We start from the raw sequence: 26,471 nt of genomic DNA, 5'->3' as shown, positions 1-26,471 counted from the left end.
AGACTAGGCCCCGGTGCATACCCCGCGCGGTATCCCCGGGGAGTGCTCATGCGGCGGCGCCGACCGCCGCCTGCTCCGGTGCCGGACCGACCGCGACCGGGCGCCGCGCGGGCAGCACGCCGACCTGCTCCCCCGGCTCGAGGCGGTGCCCCGACGCGTGCTGGACGGTGACCTCCTCGCCCGTCGACAGCCGGACGGTCGAGCGCCGCACCGGCCCCAGGAAGCTCGAGGCGAGGACGACTCCGGGCAGGGAGTCGGGAGCGCCGTCGGCCACGACGGCGAGGTCCTCGGGGCGGAGGAACACCGACACGGGCCCGTCGGCCGCCGCCGCGTCGACGAGCGGCAGGCGCACGCCGAGCGCGAGGACCGATCCCGACGAGACCGTCCCCGCGACCACCGTCGAGAGGCCGACGAAGCGGGCCGTGAAGGCGGTCGCCGGGCGCGCGTAGAGGTCCTCCGGTGCACCCAGCTGCTCGATCCGCCCGGCGTTCATCACCGCGACGCGGTCGGCGACGGCGAGCGCCTCCTCCTGGTCGTGCGTGACGAAGAACGTGGTGATGCCGATCTCGGACTGCAGGCGCTTGATCTCGTCGCGCAGCTGGACGCGGACCTTCGCGTCCAGGGCCGACAGGGGCTCGTCCAGCAGCAGCACCCGCGGCCGCGTGACGAGGGCGCGCGCGAGCGCCACCCGCTGCTGCTGGCCGCCGGAGAGCTCGTGCGCGTAGCGGTCGCCGAGGGCGCCGAGGCCCACGACCTCCAACGCCTCCCCCGCGGCCGCCCGGCGCTCGCGCGCCCCGACTCCCCGGGTGCGCAGCCCGAACTCGACGTTCTCGCGCGCCCGCAGGTGCGGGAAGAGCGAGTACGACTGGAAGACCATGCCCATGTCGCGCTTCGCGACGGGGACGTGGGCGACGTCCTCCTCGTCTACGAGGATCCGCCCCGCGTCGATCCGCTCGAGACCGCTGAGGGCGCGCAGGGCTGTGGTCTTGCCGCAGCCGGAGGGGCCGAGCAGCGCGATGAACTCGCCCGGGGCCACGTCGAACGAGACGCCGTCGAGCGCTCGCGCGGAGCCGTAGTGCCGCTCCACGTCGACGAAGCGCACGCGGGCGCCGGGGAGGGTGGGAGCGGTCACGAGGAGCCTTTCGAGGAGCGGGCCCGGCCCGTCGGCAGGCCGATCCGCGCGAGGCGGCCGATCCCGATCAGGAGGGCGAAGGCGAAGAGGAGGGAGAGCAGCGAGAAGATCACGGCGACGTAGGCGTCGGACTTCGACACCTGCACCAGGCCGGTCTGGAGGGTGGTGCGGCTGAGGAGCGAGGCGATCGTGTACTCGCCGAGGACGACTGCGACGGAGATCAGCGCGGCCGCGACCAGGCCCCGGCGCAGGTTCGGCAGGAGGACCCTCCCGAGCACCGCGAGCGGGCCCGCGCCGAGCGAGCGGGCCGCCTCCGAGAGCGTCACGGCGTCGAGACCGGCGAGGTCCGCCGCCACGGCGCGGTAGGCGTAGGGCAGGACCAGCACCCCGTAGGCGAGAGCGAGCGTCCACGGCGCGGAGCCGGCGAGCTCGGTGACCACGGAGTAGACCGGCGCGAGGCCGACGACGAGGACGATGGCGGGCACGGTCAGCGGGAGCAGGCAGACCAGCTCCAGAGCCCGGCGCAGGCGCGGGAGCCGGATCTCGACGAGCAGCATCGTCGGCACCAGCAGGACCAGGACGATGAGGGCGGTGACGACGGCGAGGACCAGCGAGTTGCCGATCCCCTGGAACAGCGAGCGGTAGGCGCGCTCGTTCTCCGGGTCGAGGATCGCCGTCCAGTGCGAGAGGTCGTGGCCGTCGGCGCCGCGGAGCGTGAACTCCGCCATCGCGACGATCGGGACGGCGAACACCAGCCCGGTGATCACGAGCACCGCCCCGGACAGGAGCCGCGCGGGCCTCATCGCTGCCACCGCCGGGCCCGGCGCTGCAGCAGCGCGTACCCGGACATCAGGACCACCATCACCGCGAGCATCCCGAGCGCGAGGGCGCCCGCGAGGTTCTCGCGGCCCAGCACCGTCTCGCTGACCAGCGCGGCGCGGATCTGCAGCGGGACGATCTGCGCGCCCTGGCTGATGAGCGCCGCCGCGGTGGCGAAGGAGGAGAACGCGTTCGCGAACAGCAGCAGGACGCAGCCGAGGAACGACGGCGCCAGCACCGGGAGTGCCACGTGCAGCCAGTAGCCGAGCCGACCCCCGCCGAGCACCGCGTTCGCCTCGGCCCACTCCGGACGCAGGCCCTCGAGCGCGGGCAGGAACGTGAGCACCATCAGGGGCACCTGGAAGTAGAGGTAGGGGAGGACGAGCCCGGGCAGCTGGTAGAGCCACACGCCGTCGGCGTAGAGGTCGACGCCCGCTCCCGCGAGGAGGGTGGTCACCAGCCCCTGCACGCCGATCGTCGCGATGAAGGCGAACGCGAGCATCACGCCGCCGAACTGCGCGAGGACGCTCGCCGCTGCATCGACGACGGTCCGGAGCGCCCCGCGCGGATCGGAGCCGAGCAGGGCCAGGCACACGACCGCGCCCAGCACCGCGCCGACGACGGCGGTGACGGCCGAGAGCCCGAGCGACGCGCCGAAGGCGGACAGCACGACGGGATCCCCGAGCGCCAGCACGTTCGCCGTGGTGAAGCGGCCGTCTCCGTCCGTGAATCCGGTCGCCACGGCGAGGACCGTGGGGACGGCCAGGAACAGCAGGACGTAGAGCGCGAAGGGGGCGACGCCCAGCACGGCCGGGGTGCCGCGCCGTCTCCGGGGCGCAGACGCCCCGGAGACGGCCTCGGCGGGAGCGGTGGTCACTGGATCGCCGCGGCCCACTTCTCGGCGAGGAGCGACGAGGCCGCCTCGGTCTGCTCCTCCGTGAACTGGACGAGGTCGGAGGGAGCGGCGCCGACGGCGTCGAGCGCGTCCTGGTCGACCGTGCCGGCCTCGGTCATCGCGGCCAGGCGCACCGGGTAGGCGCCGGCGGCGAGGTAGAGGTTCTGCGCGGCGTCGGAGTAGAGGTACTCCTGCCAGAGCCGCGCGGCCGCGGGGTGCGGAGCGTCGGCGTTGACCGCCTGGTTGTAGTAGCTGCCGACGGCGGAGCCCGGGAGGACTGTCGTCGTCCACTCGCGGGCGCCCTCGTTCGCCTTCCCGGCGGCGAGGTTGTTGTAGCTCCAGTCGAAGACGACCGGGGTCTCGCCCGAGGCGATGGTGGCGTCGGTCGGGTCCAGCGGCAGGAAGTTGCCGGCGTCGTTCAGCTTCTCGAAGAAGTCGATCCCCGCCTGGACGTCGTCGGCGGAGCCGCCGGACTGGAGAGCCGCGAGCTGCACTGCGGCCGCGGCGGCTCCCGCCTGGGTCGGGTCGCCGTTGATCGCGACCGAGCCGCGGTAGTCGGCGCCGAGGAGGTCCTCGAGCGACGTGGGCGCAGGCACCGCGGCCGCGTCGAACCCGATCGACATCAGGCCGGTGTAGTCGTTGACCCAGAGGCCCGACTCCTCCTTGTTCCCCTCGGGGATGTCGTCCCAGGACTCGACCTTGTACGGCGCGAACATGTCCGTGTTCGCCAGAGCGACGGCCGGCCCCAGGTCGAACACGTCGGGAGCGGTGTCCTGCCCGGCGAGGTTCTCCGCCGTGCTGATCTCCTCCGCGGAGGAGACGTCGGGGTCGGCGGAGTTCACGGTGATGCCGTACTCGTCCTCGAAGCCGCTGATCAGCTCGCCGTAGTTCGCCCAGGTGTCGGGCAGGGCGATGACGTTGAGCTCGCCCTCGGCCTTCGCGGCCTCGACCAGGGCGTCCAGCCCACCGAGGTCCGCGGCGGACGTGGCGGACGCCGCGTCCGCGCCGCTGCCGTCGGACGAGGCGGTGGCGCCGCCGGAGCAGGCCGAGAGTGTGAAGACGAGGGCGGTGCCGGCGGCGGCGACCGCGGCGGCGCGCGACAGGCGCTGAATGGTCAAGGGTCCTCCAGGAGTCGGGTGGGCCGCCCCGGTGGGACGGCCTCGGGCACGGTAGGAGCGCCGCGAGACGGCGAGGGAGCGCGGCGGTGAATGCCGGGCGAACGCCGGGGGCCGAATCGGGGACGGCGATGTCGGGGGCGTTCGCTAGCGTGGGCGGACCATGACCGAGCAGCTCTCCCCCGCGCTGGCGCGCCGCATCGCCCTGGCGGCGCAGGGGTTCGGCGTCCCCCGTCCCTCCCGGGTCGACGCGCGCCGGGTGCGCGCCGCCGTGGACCGGATCCGCCCGCTCCAGCTCGACTCGGTGAACGTCTTCGAGCGGAGCCACTACCTGCCGCTGCTCGCGCGGCTCGGCCCATACGATCGCTCCCTCCTCGACGCCGCGGCCTTCTCCCCCGACGGCCCCTACGTCGAGTACTGGGCCCACGAGGCCGCCCTCGTCCGCCGCGAGGACCTCCCGCTCTACCGCTGGCGGATGGAGCACTACCGCCGGGTCCGCCTGCCCGAGCACGAGGGCTGGGCCCACGAGAACCGCGCCACCCTCGACTGGCTCCGCGCCGCGCTCGCCGACGGTCCCCTCCGCGCCTCCGAGATCGAGCACGAGGCCAACGTCCGCACGGGCCCCTGGTGGGGCTGGTCCGACATCAAGCGCGGCCTCGAGGTCCTGTTCCGCTGGGGCGAGGTGGTGACGGCGGGGCGCACGCGCTTCGAGCGCTCCTACGGTCTCGCCGAGCGGCTCCTCCCGAGCGCGGTGCTCGATGCCGACGTGCCCCTCCCCGACGCCGTCCGCGAGCTCGTGCGCCGGGCGGCCCGGGCCCACGGGATCGGCACCCTCGGCGACCTGGCCGACTACCACCGGCTGCTCCAGTCCCCCACGCGCGTCGCGATCGACGAGCTGGTCGAGGCGGGCGAGCTCGAGCGCGTCGAGGTGCGCGGCTGGGAGCGGGGCGGGCGGCCCGTTCCGCTCTGGCGGCACGTCGACGCCCGACGCCCCCGCACGCTCCGGGCGGACGCGCTCCTCTCGCCGTTCGACCCCGTGGTCTGGCACCGGCCGAGGGCCGAGCTGTTCTTCGGCTTCCACTACCGGATCGAGATCTACACCCCGGCCGAGCAGCGGGTCCACGGCTACTACGTCCTCCCCGTGCTCCTCGACGACGTGATCGCTGCCCGGGTCGACCTCAAGAGCGAGCGCAAGCGCCGGGTCCTCCTCGTGCAGGCCGCCTGGCTCGAGCCGGGGGCCCCGGCCGACACGCCGGAGCGGCTCGCCGCACTGCTGGTCGAGGCGGCGGCCTGGCAGGGCCTCGACGCCGTCGAGGTCGTCGGTCGCGGCGACCTCGCGGCCGCCCTCGCCGCAGCACTGAGGAGGATCACGTGAGCGCGCCCGGCGGCGTCCTGGCGCTGGCGCTGTCGGAGCGCTGCGTCGCCCGTCTGCTCGAGCGCGGGAGCGTCGTCGGAGTCGGCACGGGCGAGCTCGCCCACGCGGCCGGCGTCTCCCTCCGGACCTTCCACCGGTACCTCGGCGGGAAGGAGGACTGCGTGCGTCCGGTGCTCGCCGCCGCGATCGCCGCGATGGGACGCGCCCTCCTCGAGCGCCCGGCCGCCGAGCCGCTGAACGCGGCGCTCGGTCACGCCTTCGCCGCGGCGGCCTCCGGTCCCCAGCTCGACCGCACCCTCCGGCTGATCCCCCTGCTCACCGAGACCTCGGCGATGCGCGCGGTCTGGGCGCAGTCGCTGCACGACGGCGAGGAGGCGCTGACGCCGTTCCTCGCGGAGCGGATGGGGCTCGGCCGCACGTCCCCGCACCGGGCGGCCGTCCTGGCCACCGTCGTCCTCGCCCTGGTCCGGCGGGCGCTGGTCGACGCGGCCGCGAGCGGCATCGACCCGGCGCCGGTCTTCGCCGAGTACCTGACGACCGTCGACGGCGGTCCGCTGGCGGCTCCGACCGGATGACGTCCCGTCCGGCGCGGTGGCGCGTGCCCCGCTGCCAGGGGCGGGATCCGGGCGGGCGGCGATCGTCGACGGGGCGTCGGCCGGATCAGCCTGCTAGAAGCGCGATCCCATCTCGGAGAGGCGGGCGACGCGGTCCGCGATCGGCGGATGGGTCGCGAAGAGGCGCGCGACCACTCCCGGCTTCGACGGGTCGGCGATCCAGAGGTGCGCCATCGAGCTGTTCTGCCGCTGCATCGGCCGGCCCGCGGACTCGAGCTTGAGCAGGGCGCGGGCGAGGGCGTCGGGGTGGCGGGTCGTCAGCGCGCCGGTCGCGTCGGCGAGGTACTCGCGCTGGCGGGAGATCGAGAGCTGCACGACCGAGGCGACGATCGGCGCGAGGACCATCGACACCAGCCCGACGATCAGGAGCGCCGGGTTGCCCCCGCCGTTGCCGTTGCCGCCCCGCCCGAAGAAGGCCAGGCGGAGGAAGGCGTCCGAGAGGAAGCCCACCGCGACGACGAGACCGAAGACGATCATCGAGACGCGGATGTCGTAGTTGCGGACGTGGCCCAGCTCGTGGGCCATCACGCCCTCCAGCTCGGCGTCGTCCATGATCGCGAGCAGGCCGGTCGTCGCGGCGACGACGGCGTGCTCGGGGTCGCGGCCGGTCGCGAACGCGTTCGGCGCCGGGTCGTCGATCAGGTACACCTTCGGCATCGGCGTGCCCGTCGCGATCGAGAGGTTCTCGACGATGCGGTACAGCCTCGGCTCGTCCGCCTTCTCCACCGCCACGCCGCCGCTGAGCGCGACCGCCTGGCGAGCGGCGAAGAAGTACTGGAAGAACGCGTACCCGGCGGCGATCACGAGGACCACCACGACGATCGTCGTGCTGCGGTAGACCGCTGCCGCCAGGGCGCCCAGGCCGCCGATGATCACCAGGAACAGGACGAGGATCAGGACCGTGTTGCGCTTGTTGCGGGCGATCGCGCTGTACACGGCGTCTGCCTAGAACTGGACGCGCGGGGGCTCCGAGATCGCGGCGAGATCGCCGACCTCGAAGAACTCGCGCTCCGAGAAGCCGAGCCGGCGCGAGAAGAGCGTGTTCGGGAAGACCTTCACCTTGGTGTTCATCTCGCGCACGCCACCGTTGTAGAAGCGCCGGGCCGACTGGATCTTGTCCTCGGTGTCGACCAGCTCGCCCTGCAGCTGGAGGAAGTTCTGGCTCGCCTGCAGCTGGGGGTACGCCTCCGCGACCGCGAAGATCGACTTCAGCGCGCTCTGCATGTGGTCCTCGGCGACCGACGCCTCCGCCGGGCCCTGGGCCTGCAGCGTCTCGGCGCGAGCCTGCGTCACCGACTCGAAGACCTGGCGCTCGTGCGAGGCGTAGCCCTTCACGGAGTCGATCACGTTGGGGATCAGATCCGCGCGGCGCTTCAGCTGGACGGTGATGTCGCTCCACGCCTCGTCCACGCGGACGTTGAGGGTGACCAGCGAGTTGTACGTCGCCCAGAGGTAGACCCCGAGGATGACGACGAGCGCGACGACGACGATGAGCGGGACGAGCCATTCCATGCCGTCCAGTGTAGGGACGGCGCGCTCCCCGGCACCTGTCGATGAGGCGCATTCGCAGGGGCGGGTCGGCCCTACTTGAGGGTCTTCTGCAGCAGGACGGTGCTGAGCCAGCGCTCGAACTTGAAGCCGACGCGGCCCATCCGGCCGACCTCGACGAATCCGAACTGCGCGTGCATCGCCAGCGACGCCTCCGCGCCCTTGTCGGCGATGACGGCCATGATCTGACGGATCCCCACGGCCTTCGCGCGCTCGAGGAGCTCGGCCATCAGCGCCCGGCCGAGGCCCTTGCCCGTGGAGGCCGCCCGCAGGTAGATCGAGTTCTCCACGGTGAAGCGGTACGCCCGCTTGGAGGACCACGGCGACACCATCGCGTAGCCGAGGATCTGGCCCGACGGCGAGACGGCCACGATGAAGGGCAGCCCGAGCTTCTGGTTGCGGGAGAACTTCGTCCGCCACTCCTTCAGCGTCGAGTCGTCCTCGTCGAAGGTCACCACCGTGTTGCGCACGTAGTGGTTGTAGATCTCGCGGATGTCCGGCAGGTCGGCGTCGCGGGCGTCGCGGATCTCGAACGAGAAGCCGGGCTCGGGAGGCGGCGCCTTCCGCAGGTGCGGCGGCAGGACGCGCCGGCTCTCGTACTCTTCCTCAAGCATCCGGCTCCCCTTCGGCTCCGCCCATCGATCCGGGCCAGCGTAGCCGCCCCGCGGGCGAGCGCCCGGTCACGCGAGAGCGCTCCAGTCGACCGGCTCCGCGCCGCGCTCCTCCAGGAGGGCGTTGGCGCGGCTGAACGGCCGGGAGCCGAAGAAGCCGCGCGAGGCCGACAGCGGGCTGGGGTGCGCGCTCTCGATCACTCCGGCCTCCCCCAGCATCGGGCGGAGCGACGCGGCGTCGCGGCCCCAGAGGATCGCGACGAGAGGCGCGTCCCGGGCGGCCAGCGTGCGGATCGCGTGCTCGGTGACCGCCTCCCAGCCCTTCCCGCGGTGCGAGGCGGGAGAGCCGGGGGCGACGGTGAGGACCCGGTTGAGCAGCATCACGCCGCTCGAGGTCCAGCCGCTGAGGTCGCCGTGCTCGGGCGGCTCGACGCCGAGGTCGTCCCGGAGCTCGCGGTGGATGTTCTGCAGGCTCCTCGGCAGCGGGCGCACGTGGCGCTCGACCGCGAAGGACAGCCCGATCGGGTGCCCGGGCGTCGGGTACGGGTCCTGTCCGACGATGAGGACGCGCACGTCCGCGAGCGGTGCGGCGAAGGCGCGGAGCACGTCGCGGCCCGCGGGGAGGTAGGGCCGGCCGGCCGCGACCTCGCCGCGGAGGAAGTCGCCCATCGCGGCGATGTCCCCGGCGACGGGGGTGAGCGCCTCCGCCCAGCCCCTGTCGATCAGTCCCGAGGCCGCGAGCTCAGCGAGGTCCACCGGGTCAGCCCGCCGCGAGCGTCGCGACGACGACTCCGGCGTCGCTGCCGCTGACGCGCCACACCGAGCCGGCGCCGCCGACGCGGAGCGCGCCGGTGCCGACGATCAGCACGGTGGACTCGTCGAGCGCGACGCCGCCGTCGACCAGGCCCGCCTCGACGGCCGCGACCAGGCGGCCGAGGGTCCCCCACTGCGCCGCGTGCACGTCGACCGTCACGTCGATGAGACCGATGCCCTCGAGCACCGTGACCTCGTCGAGCTCCTCCGCCGCGCCCTCCGGGACGACGGCGACGCCGCCGATCCGGTGGCCGCCGACGAGGGCGCGGTCGGCCGCGACGGCGGCTCCCGCCGAGTAGCCGGCGTACGGCACTCCGGAGGAGACGAGATCGCGCAGCCGCGGGAAGCAGGCCTCGAGCGCGTCGCGGTAGGCCGGGGTCAGCCCTCCGCCGACGAAGATCCCGTCGACGTCGTCGAAGACCGCGGGATCGATCCGGCCGCCCTCCGGCTTCATCACGGCGAACGCGTCGAGCGGGCCGACCGTCGCGAGCAGTGCCGCGTAGGCGGCGTAGGCCTCCGGGCCGAGCCCGTCGTGGACGACGACGATCGCGATGCGCGGGCCCTCGATCCGGCCGGCGTCGACCGCGTGGGCCCGCGCCTCCGCGAGGAACGCCCCGTACAGCTGCTGGTCGTGCTCGACGCCGCCTCCGCCGCCGATGAGGTGGACGCTCACTCGTCGTCCTCGGCGAGGGCTCCGTCCACCGGGGGCAGAGCCGACCAGGGGAAGACGATCCAGCGCGGGGTGCGGCGCCAGAAGAAATCGGGCTCGAGCACCGTGCGCGGCTTCGTGTAGAGGGTCACGGTGCGCACCTCGGCACCCATCGCGCGGATGAGCTTCACCGAGAGGGCGAGGGTGTGGCCGGAGTCGGAGACGTCGTCGACCAGGAGGATGCGCTTGCCGCGCACGGACGCCTCGTCGAGCAGCGGCGGCAGCACCACGGGCTCTGCCAGTCGCGCCTCGACGCCGGTGTAGAACTCGACGTTCAGCGCCCCGCAGCTCTTGATGCCGAGCGCGTAGGCCACGGCGCCCGCGAGGAGCAGACCGCCGCGCGCGATGGCGACGACCAGCTCCGGCCGATAGCCCGACGCGACCACGTCGTCGGCCAGGTGCCGAGCGGCGTCGCCGAACTCGAGCCAGCCGAGCACCTCCTTCTCCGTGGCGGCGAGGAGGGCGGCGGAGTCGTCGGCGTCGGAAACCATGAGGGACAGGCTAGGCCGTCGCGGGCCTCCGCGTCACATCGGTCAGGCGCGCGGGGCCAGGGGTCCCTTCGCGACCTTGTGCGGGGCCGCCTGCGCGACCGGCTTGATGGTCACCAGGTCGAGGTTGACGTGGGCGGGGAGCTCCACCGAGGAGACGATCGCAGCGGCGACGTCCTCCGCGACGAGCGGGTCGGGGACCTCGGCGTAGACCGCGTCGGCGCGCTCCCGGTCGCCGCCGAAGCGGACCAGCGAGAACTCGTCCGTGTGCACCATCCCCGGCGCGATCTCGATCACGCGGATCGGCTCGCCGGCCAGCTCGAGCCGCAGCACGGCGACCAGCGCGTGCGCGGCGTGCTTGGCGGCGTTGTACCCGCCTCCGCCCTCGTAGGCGACGTGGCCGGCGATCGAGGTGACCGTCACGATGTCCGCGGAGGTGCCGCTCCCCCGGATCCCGGCGCGCAGCAGCGGGAGCAGCGCGCTGGTCACGAGCTTCACCGAGAGCACGTTGATCTCGAACATGCGGCGCCAGTCCTCGGGGTCGGACCTCTCGACCGAGTCGAGTCCGAGCGCACCGCCCGCGTTGTTCACGAGCGCGTGCACGGGCCCGGAGGAGGCGAGGTGGTCGCGCAGAGCGTCGACCTGGGCGGCGTCGGTGAGGTCGGCGGCGAAGTACCCGGCGCCGGTCTCGGCGGCGAGCGCCTCCAGCCGGTCGCGCCGGCGCGCGACGGCGACGACCTCCCAGCCGTGCTCGCGGAACAGGCGGACCGCGGCCGCCCCGATCCCTGAACTCGCTCCTGTCACGACAACGCGTCGATCCACGCCCGTCCCCTTCCGTCAAGCCTCGGACACCCTCGACTCCGTCGTCGCAGCCCAACGCTAGTCTGGCCGCGTGCCGACCGCCGACCCGGTTCCCGCGACCGCCGGGACAGCCGTCACCCCGAAGCGCCGCGTTCCCCTCTGGGACAACGCGCGCTTCGTCTGCGTGACCCTCGTCGTGATCGGGCACGGCGTCCAGAGGCTGACGGCCAACTCCGACACCTCGCTCATCGTCTACCTGACGATCTACGCCTTCCACATGCCGGCGTTCGCGATCATCTCGGGCTACTTCTCCAAGAGCGGCGCCCCGAGCGGGCGCGCGATGCGGCGGGTGCTGACCGACATTCTCCTGCCCTACCTGATCATGGAGACGATCTGGACCCTGGTGCAGTTCCTGGTCGAGGGGAAGCAGGAGTTCAACCCGACGAAGCCGAGCTGGACGCTGTGGTTCCTGCTCGCGCTGGGCATCTTCCGCCTCGTCCTCCCCTACCTGGCGCTGCTGCGCTGGCCGCTGCTGATCAGCGTGGTGCTCGCGGTCGGGGTCAGCTACTACGACAACATCGACTCGACCTTCTCGCTCGCGCGCGCGATCGGGATCCTGCCGTTCTTCGTGTTCGGCTGGCGCCTGCGCGGCTTCGCCCCCGGCGGCCGCTCCGCCGTCGACCGCTGGCTCGATCAGCCGCCGTCGCGGGTGCTCCTCGCCCGGATCCTCGCCGTCGTCCTCTTCGCGGTCACGGCGGTCGTCATGACCGTCAACATCGAGGCGTTCCGAGCGGCGGACCTGCGCTACTGGTTCTTCTACGACCGTCCCTACGACGCCCTCGGCGAGACTCAGTGGTGGGCCGGGCTGGTGCGGCTGGCCCTGATGGCCGGAGCGGTCGTGCTCTCGCTCGCGCTCTTCGCGCTGGTTCCGCGCCGCCGCACCCCGCTCACCGCCTGGGGGCAGTCGACGATGTACGTCTACCTCCTCCACAGCTTCGTCCTCTATCCGCTGCGGGAGTCCGGGATCCTCTCGCGGACGGAGAGCACGCTCGCCCTCGTGCTGATGATCGTGTTCTGCATCGCGGTCTCGGTCGCGCTCTCACTGGGCTGGACCCGCACCGTCTTCCACCGGCTGGTCGAGCCCCGCGCGGCCTGGCTCTTCGCCCCGGCGGCCGACGAGAGGCCCCGGCGCCCGGACCGCGCCGACCCCACGGGCGCCAAGCGCGACCGGCAGCCCGAGCGGCGCTGACGGCCGTTACCCCGTGTGTCGGCGGTCCTGGCCGCCCGGCGGGCCCCCCGCGTACGCTCGTCGCGACGGAGAACGGCCCCGTCCCCGACCCCGACGATCCGATGGGAAGCACCATGACCGACTCCGAGAAGTGGCAGTTCGAGACCAAGCAGATCCACTCGGGCGCCGCCCCGGACCCGGTGACCAAGGCCCGCGCGACGCCGATCTACCAGACCACCTCCTACGTCTTCGACAACGCGGAGCACGCCCAGAACCTGTTCGCGCTGGCCGAGTTCGGGAACATCTACACCCGCATCCAGAACCCCACGCAGGCCGTCGTGGAGGAGCGGCTCACCGCCCTCGAGGGCGGCTCCGGCGCCCTGCTGCTCGCCTCGGGCCAGGCCGCCGAGACCGCGGCCGTGCTGAACATCGCCGAGGCCGGCGACCACATCGTCTCGTCGTCCTCGATCTACGGCGGCACCTACAACCTCTTCAAGTACACCCTCGCCAAGCTCGGCATCGAGACGACCTTCGTCGAGAACCAGGACGACCGCGAGGAGTGGCGCCGCGCCGTCCGCCCGAACACGAAGCTGTTCTTCGCCGAGACCGTCGGCAACCCCAAGATCAACATCCTCGACATCCGCACCGTGGCCGATGTCGCGCACGACGCCGGCGTGCCCCTGATCGTGGACAACACCATCGCGACGCCCTACCTGATCCGCCCCTTCGAGCACGGCGCGGACATCATCGTGCACTCGGCGACGAAGTTCCTCGGCGGCCACGGCACGGTCATCGGCGGAGCGATCGTCGACGGCGGCCGCTTCTCGTGGACCGCGAACGCCGAGCGCTTCCCCGGCCTCACCACGCCGGACGAGTCCTACCACGGCGCCGTCTACACCGACGCGGTCGGCGACTCCCTCGCCTACATCATCAAGGCCCGCGTGCAGCTGCTGCGCGACCTCGGCGCCTCGATCGCCCCGGCGAGCGCCTGGCAGCTCATCCAGGGCATCGAGACCCTCTCGCTCCGGATCGAGCGCCACGTGCAGAACGCGCAGGAGATCGCGGAGTACCTCGAGAACCACTCCGACATCGCCTCGGTGAACTACTCGGGCCTGCCCACCTCGCCCTGGTACGCCGCGGCCAACCGCTACGCGCCGAAGGGCGTGGGCGCGGTGCTCTCGTTCGAGCTGAAGGGCGGAGTGGACGCCGGCCGGGCCTTCGTCGACTCGCTGGAGCTGTTCTCGCACCTGGCCAACATCGGCGACGTCCGCTCGCTCGTCATCCACCCCGCGTCGACCACGCACTCGCAGCTCTCGCCCGAGCAGCAGCTGACCGCCGGCGTCACTCCGGGCCTGGTGCGCCTGTCGGTGGGACTCGAGAACGTCTACGACCTCCGCGCCGACCTCGACCAGGCCCTCCGCGCAGCGCGCGCCGTCGTCGAGGCCTCCCGCGCGAACGCCTGAGACCCCTCGGCGCCCTGACGGGGTCCCCGTCCTCGGGGACCACGTCGGGGCGCTCCGCGCGCGGGCGGAGGAGCGCGGGAGCAGGGCGTAACAAACGGCTCCGCCTCGCGGCGCTCTGACACGATGGACAGCGCTATGGACTGGCAGCAGACACTCGAGGACACGGTCCCGTCGGCGTTCGTCACCGAGCGCCAGCTCCTCTCGGTCATCGGCAAGCCGCCCGCCACCGGGGCCTGGCGCGACGGCGACCACCCGGGCGGACGCCGCTTCGTCGACCTCGGCCCGTTCGACTTCGAGGCGGGCGGCCGCCTCCCCCACGCCCGCATCGCCTACGAGAGCTGGGGCGCTCTGAACGAGCGCCGCGACAACGCCGTCCTCGTCCTGCACGCGCTGACCGGCGACTCCCACCTGCTCGGCCGCGGCGATCCCGGCCACGCGACGGACGGATGGTGGTCGGGACTCGTCGGCCCCGGCCTCGTGATCGACACCGACCGCTTCTTCGTGGTCGCCCCGAACATGCTCGGCGGGTGCCAGGGCTCCACCGGGCCCGCGTCCCTCGCCCCGGACGGCCACGAGTGGGGCGCACGGTTCCCGTACACGAGCATCCGCGACCAGGTGCGGGCGCAGGTGCAGTTCAGCGACCTGCTCGGCGTCGAGCGCTGGCACACCGTCATCGGCGGCTCGATGGGCGGGATGCAGGCGCTGGAGTGGGGGATCGACCACGCGGAGCGGGTCGCGCGCCTCGCGGTCCTCGCAGCTCCCCCGCGGGCCACGGCCGACCAGATCGCCCTCAACTTCGTGCAGCTCGAGGCGATCCGCAACGACGCGGCCTTCGCGGGCGGCTCCTACTACGACGCGGGCGACGGCCAGGGCCCGTACCACGGCCTCGCGCTCGCCCGCCGGATGGCACTGCTCAACTACCGCAGCCCCTCCGAGCTCAACGACCGCTTCGAGCGCAGCTGGCAGTCGGGGCTCAGCCCGCTCGGCGGCGGCGGCCGCTTCGCCGTGGAGTCGTACCTCGACTTCCACGGCAACAAGTTCACGCGCCGCTTCGACGCGAACAGCTACATCACGCTGGTCGAGGCGATGAACTCGCACGACGTCGGCCGCGGCCGGGGCGGCGAGGCGGCCGCCCTCTCCCGGATCACCAGCCCGACCCTCGTCCTCGGCATCGACAGCGACCGGCTCTTCCCGGTCGAGGGCCAGCGGATCATCGCGGCGCACGCTCCCGGCGCTCTCGACGGCGGAGAGGTCGCGGTGATCACCTCGACGTTCGGCCACGACGGGTTCCTCATCGAGGACGACGCGGTCGGCGCGCACCTCGCCCGGCTGCTGGCGCATCCCGCGACGGCCTGACCCGCCCGACCCCGGCGCGGTTCGACGCCCCGAACCGCGCCGACCGGCCCGGGCAGTGGCTATCGTGAGACGGGGGCCAGCCCCGCGCCACGACCGGAGGGGGCCAGAGCGTGCCGATGATCCGCAGCGCCCGCGAGCGCGATCGGCTGCTGCGCCACTCCGCCTGCGGGATCGGCCTGCTCACGGAAGCGGGGGCGCTCGGCATGGCCCTCATCCCCGGGACGCTCCAGCCCGCCGCCGTGCCGTTCGCCGTCGCGCTGCTCCTGGGCATGATGGCCGCCCACGTCGAGCTCGCCCGGACGGGGCGCCGCAGCCGCGTGATCGCGGTCGCCGTCGGCGGCCTGCTGCTGGGCTGGGGCCTCGCGCTGGGGCTCGCTCCGGGCGCCGACTTCGCCGGGTTCGTCCTGGTCAACACCGCGAACGCCGTGACCGCGAGCATCGCCGTGGTCGTGACGACGTCCGCGCGCCGTCTGCTCCTGCTGCTGCCGGTGCTCCTCCCGAGCCTGATCCCGTCGGTGCTCGTCTCGAGCGGCACCATGATCCCCACCGTGGTCGTCCAGAGCCTGCTGCCCTGGGGCACGCTCTGCGGCTTCGCCCTCTGGATCAGCACAGCGGTCCCGCGGGTGGTGCGGCGGATCGACAGCATCGGCAACGCCCACCGCGTGGAGCGCCTCGCCAGCGAGACGGAGGCGCAGCGCCGGCAGGGCGCGCGGCTCCTGCACGACACGGTGCTGGCCACCCTCACGCTCCTCGCGCACTCGGGCCGCGGAGTGTCGGTCGACGCGCTCCGGCAGCAGGCGGCGCAGGACGCGCAGCTCCTGCGCCAGCTCCGGCTCGGCGGGACCCCCACCCCGAGCGCGTCCGGCTCCTACCAGCTGACCAGCGTCACCTCCGCCCCCGCGGCCAACACCCTCGAGACCGTCCGCAACCGCTTCGGCCGGATGGGGCTCGACGTGATCTGGCACGGCTCCGGCCAGGTGGCGCTCACCGGCGCGGCCCTCGACTCCTTCGTCCTCGCCCTGGCGGAGTGCCTCGAGAACGTGCGCCGCCACTCCGGCGTCGCCTCGGCCGACGTGACGATCACCGAGGACGAGACGACCGTCCGCGCGATGGTCACGGACGCGGGCGCGGGCTTCGACATCGCGACCGTCCCCGACACGAAGCTCGGCTTCAAGGAGTCGGTGATCGCCCGGCTCGGCGACGTCGGCGGCCGCACCAGGCTGTTCAGCGCCCCCGGATCGGGGACGACCGTGGTGCTGGAGGTCCCGAAGTGAGCCCCGCACCGGAGTCGCGGGCCCCGCTGCTGGGACGCGTGCCCGCGACGCACGGCCGCTCCTCCCGGTCCGCCCGCTCGGTCCGTCGCCAGCAGGAGGGGCTCGGCACCAACTACCTCGGCAGCGGCCTCAACGGCATCGCCGCCGCGATCCTCGCCTACGAGCTGCTGATCTTCCTCTCGACCTCCGCCCGCTACAGCGACCTCGCACCCGCGGCGATCGCCTGGGTCCTCGTCGTCCTGGCCTTCGGATCCACCGTCCTCGCGATCCACCTCGGCGGACGCCGCCTGCCGCTCCCGGTCTACCTCTGCTTCCTCGTCGCCCTCGGAGCCGCCGTCGTGCTCGACCTGGTGGCCGTGACCCACTCCGGCGCGGCCCGCACCGTCCCCACCGCCGCGGTCGCGGGCGCCGTCGCGCACGCCGCGCTGATCGTCCACCGGCGCGGGATCGAGATCCTCGCGGTGAGCGCCCTCGTCGCGATCGCCGAGGTGATCGCGTTCCTCTCGATGGAGTCGGGCGGCGCGGGCGCGCTCTCGGTGCGCATCAGCGCCCTCGTGGTGACGATCGCGCCGGCCGTCGTCGTGGTCGTGATGATGCGCGGATTCCGCCGGATGGTCCAGCTCGAGATCGACCGCGCCCTCGTGCAGAGCACCACGCTCGGCCCGCGCTATGCGGTCGGGATGCTCGCCTCGGAAGAGCTCGCACGGCTCGACCTCGCCGCCGAGCGCCTCCTCGCCGAGGTGGGCGACGGCTCGGTCCGCCTGCCCCTCGACGCCCAGCGCGCCGCCCATGCGACCTCGCTCGCCACCCAGCTCCGCCTCCACCTCATCGAGGGGCGGCGCGAGACCTGGCTGCACCACGCCGTGCTCGAGTCCGAGCTGCTCGCGCCGCTCGTCGAGCTCGACGACCCGGACGGCACCGCCGGGCTCCTCGGGCACCAGCAGCGCGACGGGCTCCTCTCGGCGATCTGGCTGACCGCCGACAGCGCGACCGGGCTCGCCGTGGTCCTCCACGTCGAGTCGGGCAGCCCCCGCGATCCCGGAGCCGGGACGGCCGCCCGAGGACTGCTCGTGCCGATCACGCTCCGCTCCTCAGGCGCGCCCTTGCGCGGCGTCGATCCTGCGACGTGGGAGGCTATCGCTCAGGTCGGCGTCTTCCGCGACACCTCGCGCGACGGGGAGCTCCGGATCGAGATCGACTGCCTGGTCGAGAATCCCGCCGACCGGTGAGCAGCCGCCGAGAGACCGCCGACGACCGCCGACCGAAGGACACCGATGACACCCACCGCTGACGCGAAGATCACTCTCGCGGTCGTGGACGACCACAAGATGCTCCTCGGAGCGCTCACGGAGTGGATCCGCGGAGCCGCCTCCGACATCCAGCTGGTGGCCGCGGTCGCCTCCTGGCCCGAGCTGCTCACGCACCCCGAGTTCCCCGTCGACGTCGTGCTCCTCGACCTCGACCTCAAGGACAACATCCCGATCTCGGTGAAGCTCTCGACCCTCAAGACCACCGGGGTGAAGACCGTGCTGATGAGCACCTACTCCGAGCCCGCCGTGGTCCGCGAGGCACTCGCCTCCGGAGCCCTCGGCTACCTCGTGAAGACCGAGGACGCGGACATGATCGTCGAGGCGATCCGCGCGGCCAAGGACGGCCACTCCTACATCTCGCACGAGCTCGACATGGCGCTCTCCACCGGCGACTCCGACGGAGCGCCGAAGCTCAGCGCGCAGGAGCGCCGCGTGATGGCTCTCTACGGCGGCGGCGAGCCGGTGAAGTCGGTCGCGTTCGAGCTGGGCATCTCGGAGGAGACGGCGAAGTCGTACCTCAAGCGGATCCGCGAGAAGTACCGCGTCGTCGGCATCGACGTCGGCACGAAGGTGGCGCTCCGCAAGCGCGCCATCCACGACGGGATCCTCATCGAGACGGACTGAGTCCTCTTCCGTGGCGGTCCCTGCCCGCCACGGCGCGGTCGGCTTCACGACGTGGTGCGTTCCGCGGAGCGAGGTGCGTCGCCCGGCATCGATCCGCTGGCACGCGGATCGCTGTCGGCGGGCTCCACGAGGGCGCGGCGGTCCCCGCCCGCCGCGGCGCGGTCGGCTTCACGACGTGGCGCGTTCCGCAGAGCGGGGTGCGTCGCCCGGCATCGATCCGCTGGCACGCGGATCGCTGTCGACGGGCTCCACGAAAGGCGCGGCGGTCCCCGCCCGCCGCGGCGCGGTCGGCTTCACGACGTGGTGCGTTCCGCGGAGCGAGGTGCGTCGCCCGGCATCGATCCGCCGGCACGCGGATCGCTGTCGGCGGGCTCCACGAGGGCGCGGCGGTCCCCGCCCGCCACGGCGCGGTCGGCTTCACGACGTGGTGCGTTCCGCAGAGCGAGGTGCGTCGCCCGGCATCGATCCGCCGGCACGCGGATCGCTGTCGGCGGGCTCCGCGAGGGCGCGGCGGTCCCCGCCCACCACGGCGCGGTCGGCTTCACGACGTGGTGCGTTCCGCAGAGCGAGGTGCGTCGCCCGGCATCGATCCGCTGGCACGCGGATCACTGTCGGCGGGCTCTACCTCGTCGAGCGGCGGCCACCTGCTCCTGCAGTCGAGCAGGGCGGGCGTGCCTGAGTCGTGCCGGTCGAGTCGCCGCGGGACGCGGCGTATCGAGACCCGCCAGACACGCACAACGGGTCGATGCTGGTCGAGATGCCGCGGGACGCTGGGCATCGAGACCCACCGGACCGGGACTGCGAGTGCTCCTGCGGGCCCGCGTCAGGGGGCCAGGACGGCGACCGTCATGCCGGGCGTCGCGGCGGGGGCGTCCATCGCGGCGAGGGCGCCGGGCAGGTCCTCGAAGGCGATGGTGCGGCCGACGGAGTCGGCGGGGCGCAGACGGCCGGCGACGATGTCGTCGAGGAGGGCCGTGTAGCCGCTCCGGGCGATGCCGTGGCTGCCCAGCAGCTCCAGCTCCTGGGCGATGACCCGGCCGAGCGGGATCGCCGGTGCGGCGTCGGGCCCGAGCAGCAGACCCACCTGCACGTGCCGGCCGCGCGGACGCAGGGCGGCGATCGACGCCTCCGCGGTGACCCTGCTGCCGACGGAGTCGACCGCCAGATGCGCACCTCCTTCGGTCGCCGCCCGGATCGCCTCGGCGGCACCCTCCCCTCCGGGAACGGTCACCGCCCCGAGCGCGGCTGCGGCCTCCCGCGCCGAGGCGGAGACGTCCGACGCCACCACACGGGCCCCGGCCGCGAGCGCGACGATCACCGCGGAGAGGCCGACTCCGCCGCAGCCCAGCACCGCGACCCACTCCCCCGGGGCGACCCGGCCGCGCTCGTGCAGGGCGTGGTACGCGGTCCCGAAGCGGCAGCCGAGACCGGCCGCCTCGACGAAGCCGACGGAGTCGGGCAGGCGCACCAGGTTCAGGTCCGCACCCGGCACGGCCACCGCCTCGGCGAACGACCCGTCGAGGGTGAATCCCGGCTGCTGCTGCCGGAGGCACACCTGCGTCGCCCCCTCCCGGCACTGCTCGCAGTCGCCGCAGGCGAACACGAACGGCGCCGTGACCCGGTCGCCGACCGCGAAGAGCGACACCTGGGCTCCCGTCGCGATCACCGTCCCGGCGAACTCGTGCCCGGGGATCTGCGGCAGGACGACCGAGTCGTCGTGCCCCTTCCACGCGTGCCAGTCGCTCCGGCACACCCCGGTCGCCGCGACGCGGACGACGACGCCGTCGACGGGGCAGACGGGCTCCGGGACCTCGACGATCGCGGGGAGGGCGGAGAAGGACGAGTAGCTCACGGCGCGCATGCCGAGAGTCTTCCAGAGGCCCGGGCCGCGCTCTGCTTACAGCGCGTCGACCGGGATGCCGCCGGTGCCCGGCTGGGCGGGCTCGCGGTGGACCGGGTAGACCGTGCCTCGGGCGCGGTCGATCGCGATACTGCCGAGGGCGAGCACGATTCCGGCCGCGGTCAGGCCCACGCCGACCCAGATGGGCGACAGGTAGCCCAGTCCGGCGGCGATCGTCAGGCCGCCGAGCGCGGCACCCACCGAGTTGCCGATGTTGAGGGCGGAGTGGTTGAGCGCGGCCGCGATCGTCTGGCTGTCGCGCGCCACGTCCATCAGCCGGGTCTGGATCGCGGGCGACGCGGCCGCCGAGAAGCCCGCCGAGAGGAACGCGAACACCACCAGCCCGACGACCGACGAGGCCGACAGCGCGAGCCCGATCAGCGAGACGCCGACGCCGGCGAAGAACACCACCAGCGCCCGCCGCACGTCGCGGTCGGCGGCCCACCCGCCGACGAGGTTGCCGACGGTCATCCCGAGGCCGATGACGACCAGGATCCACGGGACCGCGCCGAGCGGCAGCCCCGTCACCTCGGTCGCGAGCGGCGAGATGTAGCTGTACATCGCGAAGAGTCCGCCGAAGCCGATGGCGCCGACGAGCAGGGTCATCCAGACCTGCAGGCGCCCGAACGCCCGCAGCTCGTTGCGGACGGTCGCCGCCGGATTCCCGGGCTGCGCGGGCACCAGAAGCTGGACGGCCACGACGGTCAGCGCGAAGAGCACCGCGACCACGAGGTAGGCGGTGCGCCAGCCGGCGATCTGCCCGACCCAGGTGATCGCGGGCACGCCGACGACGTTCGCGATCGTGAGCCCGGAGAGCACGAACGCGACTCCCTTGCCGCGCTTGCCGGGACCCATCAGGTCGGCGGCGACCAGGGAGGCGATGCCGAAGTAGGCGCCGTGCGGGAGGGCGGCGACGAAGCGCGCGGCGAGGACGAGCGGGAAGCTCGGGAGCAGCGCCGAGCCGATCGTCCCGACGGTGAAGGCGACGAGGAGGGTCAGGAGGAGCCTCTTGCGCGGCCAGCGCGCCGCTGCGGCGGCGATGGTGGGGGCGCCGACCACGACGCCGAGTGCGTAGGCCGAGATCAGCATCCCGGCCTGCGAGACGGCCTGCTCCTGGCTCGCGGCCCAGACCCCGGGGAGGAGGTCGGCGGCGAGCTGCGGGAGGAGCCCCATGGCGACGAACTCGGTCGAGCCGATGCCGAAGCCCCCCATCGCGAGGGCGAGCAGGGCGAGGCGGGTCCGAGCGGGCGAGAGCGTCACCGGTCAAGGCTACTCAAGATCGGGCGGATGTCGAATCGATTCGAGAAAGCCCGGACACGAGAGGTCTCGGCGCGGACCCGCTACTCCCCCAGCGCGTCGTTTAGCCGGGCGATCTTGCCGTCGATCTCGCCCGAGTAGCCGGGGCGGATGTCCGCCTTCAGGACGAGCGACACGCGCGTCCCGAACGCTCCGACGGCCTCAGTCGCGCGCTTGACGACGTCGAAGACCTCGTCCCACTCCCCCTCGATCTCGGTGAACATCGAGGTCGTCCGCGACGGCAGGCCGCTCTCGCGGACGATGCGGACGGCGGCGGCGACGGCGTCGTGGACGGACGCGTCGGGCGCCTCGCCCCCGGACGGTGCGACCGAGAATGCGACGAGCATGGGAGCCTCCTTGACTGCGCGCACCGCGTGCCGGCCCCGCGCCCTCCGAGCCTACGAGCCCTGGGGCGCCAGGCGGGTCTCGCCGGTCAGCGACGACGCGGAAGTCGTGGCGCCGGGTGCGACGACCCGCGCCGTCCCCATCCTCCACAGCTCGCGCAGCAGCCAGCCGAGCAGCACCACGAGGAGGATGTTCCGCACGGTCAGCACGAGCACCATCCACCAGTGCGACCAGAGGAGGAAGAGGTAGAGGTACGGGTAGACCACCTGGGTCAGAGCCGCAGTGACGAGGGTCAGCTTCGCGGGCCGGTCGAACGCGCCGTCGCGGCACGCGATCAGCCCGGCGATCACCGGCGGCGCGAGCCAGACGATGTACTGCGGCGAGAGCACCTTGTTGGTGTCGATGAACACGACCACGAAGGTCAGCGCGAGCAGCGGGAACAGCCTGGCGGGGTCCGCCCGGCGGGCGAGAGCACGGGCACCCAGCAGGGCCACGCCGAGCATGGCCAGAGCCAGCAGCGGGGTCATCAGGCTCGCCGCGAACTCGGTGCCGGGCCCGTGCATCTCGAAGGTGTTGATGTCGGCGGCGTAGTAGACGTAGCTCCCCGATCCCGGGAGGACCGACAGCCACATCCAGGGAGTGCTCACGACGGCCTCGATCTGGAGGCCCCGATCGGTCTGATCGGTGACGAAGCTGAAGACCTGGTCCCCGCCGCCGACGAGGACGACCGCGAGCACGATGATCACGGAGGCGACCGCGGGGACGAGGATCATCCGCAGCCGTCCGCGCAGGACCAGCACGGCAGCGGCGAGGATCGCGGCCGGCCACACCTTGATCCAGGTGGCCACGGTCAGCAGCAGCGCCGCGACGCCCGGACGGGTCGCCGCCCAGAGCATCCCGGCGATGGCCGGCGGCGCAGTGAAGGCGTCGATGCGGCCGATCGCGATCGGCCCGAGGAGGACGAGGAACAGCAGCCACCAGCGCGCCGCGGCGAGGCGCGGTGCCGACCGACCGCGCAGCAGCAGGGCGAAGGCGGCGGCATCGGCGAGCGCGACGAGGACGAGCCACATCAGGTCGTAGCCCGCCGAGCCGAAGAGCCAGGAGGCGGCGATCGGGCCCCAGGCGAGGATCGGGTAGACCCAGCCCGTGTCGATCCCGGCGATGCCGCCGCCCTCGACGGCGGTCCTCATCCACTCCTTGTAGACGATGCTGACGTCGCCCATCGGCAGACCCGGAGCGAACAGCGCCAGGAGGGAGAGCACCACGTGCACCAGCGCGAAGGCGCCCCAGAGCACGGCGACGGAGTCGCGGTTCTCGCGCAGCCGGGCGAGGGGGCGGGAGGACGCTCGAGGAGGGGAGGACGGCACCGCGTCATTGTAGAGGGGCCGCTGAACGGGACCCTGGCAGCACCTGAGCCCGCCTGAGAGCGCCGCTCCCGCCGGGCATCGGTCCCCCGGCGGCGTCGGTCGCCGCCGGGCGTCAGCAGCCGGCGTCACGACCCGATGAACTCAGTAGCCGGCGAACGCGTCGGTGCGGATCCGCTTCGCCCCGGCACCGCGCAGGGCGCCGCGGACCGAGTCGACGAACGACGGCGACCCGGAGACGTAGCCCACGCGGCGGCCGGCGTCCGGCACCGCGTCCGCGAGCAGCTCGGCGGTCAGTCGGCCTGTGACGTGCGACCACCGTGCGGGCAGGTCGGTCGGCGCCTCCTTCGAGCAGAGCACGACCCGGGCCCCCGACTCCTGCAGCAGGTCGCGGTACGCGACCTCGGCGAGGCTCGGCGCGGCGACCACGACGACGACGTCGCGCCGCGGACCGTCCGCGAGCGAGCGGAGCTGACTGGCGAACGGGGTGATCCCGATACCGCCCGCCACCAGCAGCAGCGGCACGGCGGGATCGGCAGGCAGGACGAAGTCACCGCCGACGCTCGTCGCCCGAAGCGAGTCGCCGGGCTCCAGAGCGGCGAGGGCGCGCTTGAAGCTGCTCGCCTTCTCCGGCATCCGCAGGGCGATCGCGATCTCGCCGTCGGACGGAGCGGAGGAGACCGAGAAGGTGCGCCGGCTGCCCCGGCTGTCGGCGCGGTGCGGCAGGTCGAGCTCGAGCCACTGGCCCGGCTCGAAGGTCAGCGGCGAGCGGGAGCGGAAGCGGTACTCCGCGATGCCCGGCGCCAGCACGCGGGTCGAGGCGAGCTCGAGCGTGTGCCGCCGACGCTGGCGGAACGCGAAGGCGAACGCGAGGGCGTTGCCGACCACGAGGCCCAGCTCCGGAGTGGCGGAGACGACGCCGATGTGGAAGGGGACGCTCGCCACGAGCGCTGCGACGACCGCGATGATCAGCTGCTGCGAGCGGCGCGGCGCGAGCGTGAGCGGCTCCGTCAGCATGAAGGCGCCGGCGAAGACGAAGGGGTAGGCCGTGAGGACCAGAGCCGCCGCGGCGCCGAGGTCCTGGCCGTTCTGCACCGCCTGCTGCACGGACACCCCGCCGGCGACGACGACGAAGACGGCGAAGACGGCCCAGCGGCGGACCCGCGCGACGATCAGGAGGGAACCCACGACGACGAACGGCCAGATCGCGCCACTGGCGATCCACCAGGCTCCGGCGTTGAGCCCGGTGAAGCCGATGATCAGTACGGCGACCGCGGCCGGGTTGAAGAGGTGGCGGCCCCGCCAGGCCAGGACGTACTTGGACGCGGCGGCGATCGCGCCGACGAGCGCGATCACGGCGAGCCCGCGGGGATCGGCCGTCGGGAAGAGCAGGCAGGCGATCAGCAGACCGGTGACGAGCGAGGACTCCAGGTGCGCGCGGCTGCGGAACAGCCGCGCGAGGACCGCGCTGACCAGGGCCGTCGAGGCGACGGCGACGAGCGTCGTGCCGAGGATCTCGAGCGGCGTCGAGAAGATCAGGCCGGCTGCGGCGTAGCCGACGGCGACGAGCAGGAGCGCGGCGAGCGTCATCCAGACCAGCCGGTAGGTGGTGACGCGGCCGAGGGCGCGGTCGAAGGTGCCGATCATCGGAAGACCTCTCCGGGGAAGGAAGGCGAGTAGTGGAGGGTGCCGTCGCTGCGGACGCGGACGAACTCGAAGTCGAAGCGCTCGGCGAGGGCCTCGGACGGACAGACGAACAGCGCGGTCGCGAGCCCGTCGGCGACGAGGGCCGTGTCGGCCACCGCCCAGGCGGCGACGATGCTCTCGACCGGAGCTCCGGTCCGCCCGTCGAGGACGTGGTGGAGGCCGCTGCCCCAGGCGCGGCGGTTGCTCGCCGAGCCGCAGAGCGCGCGGTCGCCGGGCACCGCCACTCCCAGTGCGCTGCTCGGGTCCCACGGGTGCTCGAGGCCGACCCGGACGGGTCCGGCTCCGATGCCCCGGAGGTCGCCGCTCGCGTCGACGACGGCGGGCCCGACTCCGTCGAGCTCCTCGAGGACGAGGTCGACGAGCTGGCCCTTGCCCGCGGCGCCGACGTCGACGACGGTCCCGGGCTCGACCCGCAGTCCCGCCGCCCCGCGTCGGGCGGCGGCCCAGGAGGGAGCGGGGACGGCGGGTCCGCGCGGGACGAGGGTGTACGCGGAGTCGTAGCCGAGCTGCTCGAGAGAGCCGCCGACGAAGGGGGTGACCGCCCCGCCGGTCAGCTCGTCGAGCACGTCGTACAGTGCGAAGAGGTCGACCGCCTCGTCGGGGAAGACGTGCTCGCCTCCGGCCCGCAGCTGCGAGACGGCGGAGTCGTCACGGAACCGCGACCAGGTGCGGTCGTACTCCGCGATGCGCGCCTCGACCCGCGAGCGGTGGGAGGGCCCGAGCGGCTCGGCGGTGTCGATCTGCCAGCCGGTGCCGATCGCGTCGAACCGCCACGCGTGGCCGAGGACCGTCGGGGCGTCAGGCCGTGGCATCGGCCTTGATGGTCTCGACGGCGTCGTTGAAGCCGCCGGAGGTGAGGGAGGACCCCGACACCTTGGAGACCTTCAGCTCGTCGAGCTGCTTGCCGACGACCTCGCCCGCGATGCCGCCCGCGAAGCGCGACTGGTACTGCTGGCCGGTGGGGTTCTCCGACTCCGGGGTCACGGTCACGTCGGTGACGACGCCGTCGGCGAGGGTCAGCGAGACGCCCACCTTCTCGTTCCCTCCGGGCGAGGTGTAGGCGCCCTCGGCCTCGTAGGTGCCGTCGGCGTAGCTGCTGCCGCTCGCGGCGGAGGACGCGGCGCCGGTGGCCTCGGGGGCGGAGCTGGTGGCGGTGCTCGGAGCGGTGGTGATCGCCGCGTCGGCGGCGTCGCTCCCGGTCGTGGTGGTGCTGGAGCAGGCGGCGAGCGCGGCGAGGGTGCCGGCGCCGGCGAGGAGGGTCAGGGCGTAGCGGGCGGGAGTCGTGGTCTTCGCGGTCATGTCTGTTCTCCTGGTCAAGGCGGACGCGGCGGATCCGACGGTAGAGGTGCTCGCTTCGAGCACCCGATGAGGCGGCGGTGCGGAGCCGGTGAGCCGGGCCGCGGGCGTCGCTTCCTCCAGGACAACGGCGGCGGTCCCGGTTCGGTTCAGCGCTCGTCCGACGGGCGTGTCAGCGCAGGAGTGCGGCGACCACTCCGGGCAGGTGCTCCGCGATGTCGAGCGCGGCGATCGGGCCGCCGGCGGAGGCGCTCCGTCCGGCCTCCGCGTGCAGGACGGCGGCCGCGGCGGCCACGGGGGCGAGGTCCTCCGCCGTCAGAGTCGCCCCGGCCGCCTCGGCGTCCGCGGCCCGACCGGCGAGGAGTGCGCCGAGCACGCCGCCGAGGAC

General features: G+C 73.3%; 26 protein-coding genes and 1 pseudogene. 8 read left to right on the top strand and 19 right to left on the bottom strand.

Annotated elements, in window-relative coordinates:
* Positions 1-46: 46 nt before the first annotated feature.
* The 4 genes from C5C82_RS02485 to C5C82_RS02470 are packed head-to-tail and all read right to left on the bottom strand — an operon-like array spanning position 47 to position 3,964.
* Entirely contained in the window at positions 47-1,132 is a 1,086-nt protein-coding gene (locus C5C82_RS02485; protein WP_104354561.1) for an ABC transporter ATP-binding protein, read from the bottom strand.
* Positions 1,129-1,935, bottom strand: a complete 807-nt coding sequence (locus tag C5C82_RS02480; protein ID WP_104354560.1) for an ABC transporter permease — start codon at positions 1,933-1,935, stop codon at positions 1,129-1,131. Before C5C82_RS02480 ends, C5C82_RS02485 begins: the two co-directional genes overlap by 4 nt.
* Positions 1,932-2,828 (bottom strand): ABC transporter permease subunit, encoded by an 897-nt coding sequence (locus C5C82_RS02475; protein WP_104314458.1) that lies wholly within the window; start codon positions 2,826-2,828, stop codon positions 1,932-1,934. Before C5C82_RS02475 ends, C5C82_RS02480 begins: the two co-directional genes overlap by 4 nt.
* The gene (locus tag C5C82_RS02470; RefSeq protein WP_104354559.1) at positions 2,825-3,964 is read right to left on the bottom strand and encodes an ABC transporter substrate-binding protein; all 1,140 of its coding nucleotides are present in this window, start codon (positions 3,962-3,964) and stop codon (positions 2,825-2,827) included. The genes C5C82_RS02475 and C5C82_RS02470 overlap by 4 nt, the downstream gene beginning before the upstream one ends.
* 160 nt (positions 3,965-4,124) lie before the next feature.
* Between C5C82_RS02470 and C5C82_RS02465 the strand changes: the two genes are divergently transcribed.
* Positions 4,125-5,336, top strand: coding sequence for a winged helix-turn-helix domain-containing protein (locus C5C82_RS02465; RefSeq protein WP_104354558.1), 1,212 nt, complete (start codon positions 4,125-4,127; stop codon positions 5,334-5,336).
* Positions 5,333-5,911, top strand: coding sequence for a TetR/AcrR family transcriptional regulator (locus C5C82_RS02460; RefSeq protein WP_104224435.1), 579 nt, complete (start codon positions 5,333-5,335; stop codon positions 5,909-5,911). The genes C5C82_RS02465 and C5C82_RS02460 overlap by 4 nt, the downstream gene beginning before the upstream one ends.
* A 93-nt stretch (positions 5,912-6,004) precedes the next feature.
* Here the strand turns inward: C5C82_RS02460 and C5C82_RS02455 are convergent, their stop codons facing one another.
* From C5C82_RS02455 to C5C82_RS02425, 7 genes are all read right to left on the bottom strand, one after another.
* Positions 6,005-6,886, bottom strand: coding sequence for a M48 family metalloprotease (locus C5C82_RS02455; protein WP_104260158.1), 882 nt, complete (start codon positions 6,884-6,886; stop codon positions 6,005-6,007).
* A 9-nt stretch (positions 6,887-6,895) separates the two neighbouring features.
* Positions 6,896-7,462 carry a LemA family protein gene (locus C5C82_RS02450; RefSeq protein WP_104225511.1) on the bottom strand — a complete coding sequence of 189 codons (567 nt, stop codon included), beginning with the start codon at positions 7,460-7,462 and terminating at the stop codon, positions 6,896-6,898.
* Between the two features lie 71 nt (positions 7,463-7,533).
* Positions 7,534-8,112, bottom strand: coding sequence for a GNAT family N-acetyltransferase (locus C5C82_RS02445; protein WP_104224438.1), 579 nt, complete (start codon positions 8,110-8,112; stop codon positions 7,534-7,536).
* Between the two features lie 66 nt (positions 8,113-8,178).
* A complete protein-coding gene (locus C5C82_RS02440; protein ID WP_104225510.1) occupies positions 8,179-8,865 on the bottom strand; it encodes a uracil-DNA glycosylase in 687 nt (228 codons plus the stop codon).
* Between the two features lie 4 nt (positions 8,866-8,869).
* A complete protein-coding gene (locus C5C82_RS17235) occupies positions 8,870-9,595 on the bottom strand; it encodes a peptidase S51 (RefSeq protein WP_146085947.1) in 726 nt (241 codons plus the stop codon).
* Positions 9,592-10,122, bottom strand: coding sequence for a phosphoribosyltransferase (locus C5C82_RS02430; protein ID WP_104224441.1), 531 nt, complete (start codon positions 10,120-10,122; stop codon positions 9,592-9,594). Before C5C82_RS02430 ends, C5C82_RS17235 begins: the two co-directional genes overlap by 4 nt.
* 42 nt (positions 10,123-10,164) lie before the next feature.
* Positions 10,165-10,941: an SDR family NAD(P)-dependent oxidoreductase gene (locus C5C82_RS02425; protein WP_258062822.1), complete on the bottom strand. Its 777-nt coding sequence runs from the start codon at positions 10,939-10,941 to the stop codon at positions 10,165-10,167.
* A gap of 70 nt (positions 10,942-11,011) precedes the next feature.
* Between C5C82_RS02425 and C5C82_RS02420 the strand changes: the two genes are divergently transcribed.
* The 6 genes from C5C82_RS02420 to C5C82_RS02395 all read left to right on the top strand — a co-directional run bounded on the left by C5C82_RS02420 (position 11,012) and on the right by C5C82_RS02395 (position 18,175).
* Positions 11,012-12,169 carry an acyltransferase family protein gene (locus C5C82_RS02420; protein WP_104354557.1) on the top strand — a complete coding sequence of 386 codons (1,158 nt, stop codon included), beginning with the start codon at positions 11,012-11,014 and terminating at the stop codon, positions 12,167-12,169.
* A gap of 113 nt (positions 12,170-12,282) precedes the next feature.
* Positions 12,283-13,611 (top strand): bifunctional o-acetylhomoserine/o-acetylserine sulfhydrylase, encoded by a 1,329-nt coding sequence (locus C5C82_RS02415; RefSeq protein ID WP_104354556.1) that lies wholly within the window; start codon positions 12,283-12,285, stop codon positions 13,609-13,611.
* Between the two features lie 135 nt (positions 13,612-13,746).
* Positions 13,747-14,967, top strand: a complete 1,221-nt coding sequence (locus C5C82_RS02410; protein WP_104224444.1) for a homoserine O-acetyltransferase — start codon at positions 13,747-13,749, stop codon at positions 14,965-14,967.
* Between the two features lie 116 nt (positions 14,968-15,083).
* A complete protein-coding gene (locus tag C5C82_RS02405; RefSeq protein WP_104266794.1) occupies positions 15,084-16,241 on the top strand; it encodes a sensor histidine kinase in 1,158 nt (385 codons plus the stop codon).
* The gene (locus tag C5C82_RS02400) at positions 16,238-17,470 is read left to right on the top strand and encodes a hypothetical protein (RefSeq protein WP_104354555.1); all 1,233 of its coding nucleotides are present in this window, start codon (positions 16,238-16,240) and stop codon (positions 17,468-17,470) included. The genes C5C82_RS02405 and C5C82_RS02400 overlap by 4 nt, the downstream gene beginning before the upstream one ends.
* Positions 17,471-17,515: 45 nt before the next feature.
* Positions 17,516-18,175 (top strand): response regulator, encoded by a 660-nt coding sequence (locus C5C82_RS02395; protein ID WP_104224447.1) that lies wholly within the window; start codon positions 17,516-17,518, stop codon positions 18,173-18,175.
* Positions 18,176-18,998: 823 nt separating this feature from the next.
* Here C5C82_RS02395 and C5C82_RS02390 read toward each other — a convergent pair.
* The 8 genes and pseudogenes from C5C82_RS02390 to C5C82_RS17415 all read right to left on the bottom strand — a co-directional run.
* Positions 18,999-20,036 (bottom strand): alcohol dehydrogenase catalytic domain-containing protein, encoded by a 1,038-nt coding sequence (locus C5C82_RS02390; RefSeq protein ID WP_104354554.1) that lies wholly within the window; start codon positions 20,034-20,036, stop codon positions 18,999-19,001.
* A gap of 36 nt (positions 20,037-20,072) precedes the next feature.
* Entirely contained in the window at positions 20,073-21,287 is a 1,215-nt protein-coding gene (locus C5C82_RS02385; protein WP_104354574.1) for an MFS transporter, read from the bottom strand.
* Positions 21,288-21,415: 128 nt separating this feature from the next.
* Positions 21,416-21,718, bottom strand: coding sequence for a thiamine-binding protein (locus tag C5C82_RS02380; protein ID WP_104224449.1), 303 nt, complete (start codon positions 21,716-21,718; stop codon positions 21,416-21,418).
* Between the two features lie 51 nt (positions 21,719-21,769).
* On the bottom strand, positions 21,770-23,083 hold the full coding sequence (locus C5C82_RS02375) for a glycosyltransferase 87 family protein (protein ID WP_104225503.1): 1,314 nt from the start codon (positions 23,081-23,083) through the stop codon (positions 21,770-21,772).
* A 141-nt stretch (positions 23,084-23,224) separates the two neighbouring features.
* On the bottom strand, positions 23,225-24,727 hold the full coding sequence (locus C5C82_RS02370; RefSeq protein WP_104232782.1) for an oxidoreductase: 1,503 nt from the start codon (positions 24,725-24,727) through the stop codon (positions 23,225-23,227).
* Positions 24,724-25,599 (bottom strand): FAD:protein FMN transferase, encoded by an 876-nt coding sequence (locus tag C5C82_RS02365; protein WP_104354553.1) that lies wholly within the window; start codon positions 25,597-25,599, stop codon positions 24,724-24,726. Before C5C82_RS02365 ends, C5C82_RS02370 begins: the two co-directional genes overlap by 4 nt.
* Positions 25,586-26,086, bottom strand: coding sequence for an FMN-binding protein (locus tag C5C82_RS02360; RefSeq protein ID WP_104354552.1), 501 nt, complete (start codon positions 26,084-26,086; stop codon positions 25,586-25,588). Before C5C82_RS02360 ends, C5C82_RS02365 begins: the two co-directional genes overlap by 14 nt.
* Positions 26,087-26,255: 169 nt before the next feature.
* Positions 26,256-26,471: pseudogene (locus C5C82_RS17415) on the bottom strand (bifunctional ADP-dependent (S)-NAD(P)H-hydrate dehydratase/NAD(P)H-hydrate epimerase); the annotation flags it as partial.

The sequence above is a fragment of the Rathayibacter sp. AY1D5 genome (genome assembly GCF_002932515.1).
Classification (GTDB): domain Bacteria; phylum Actinomycetota; class Actinomycetes; order Actinomycetales; family Microbacteriaceae; genus Rathayibacter.
The sequence above is the reverse complement of the archived record's forward strand: the minus strand, read 5'-3'. Positions and strand labels throughout refer to the sequence as shown.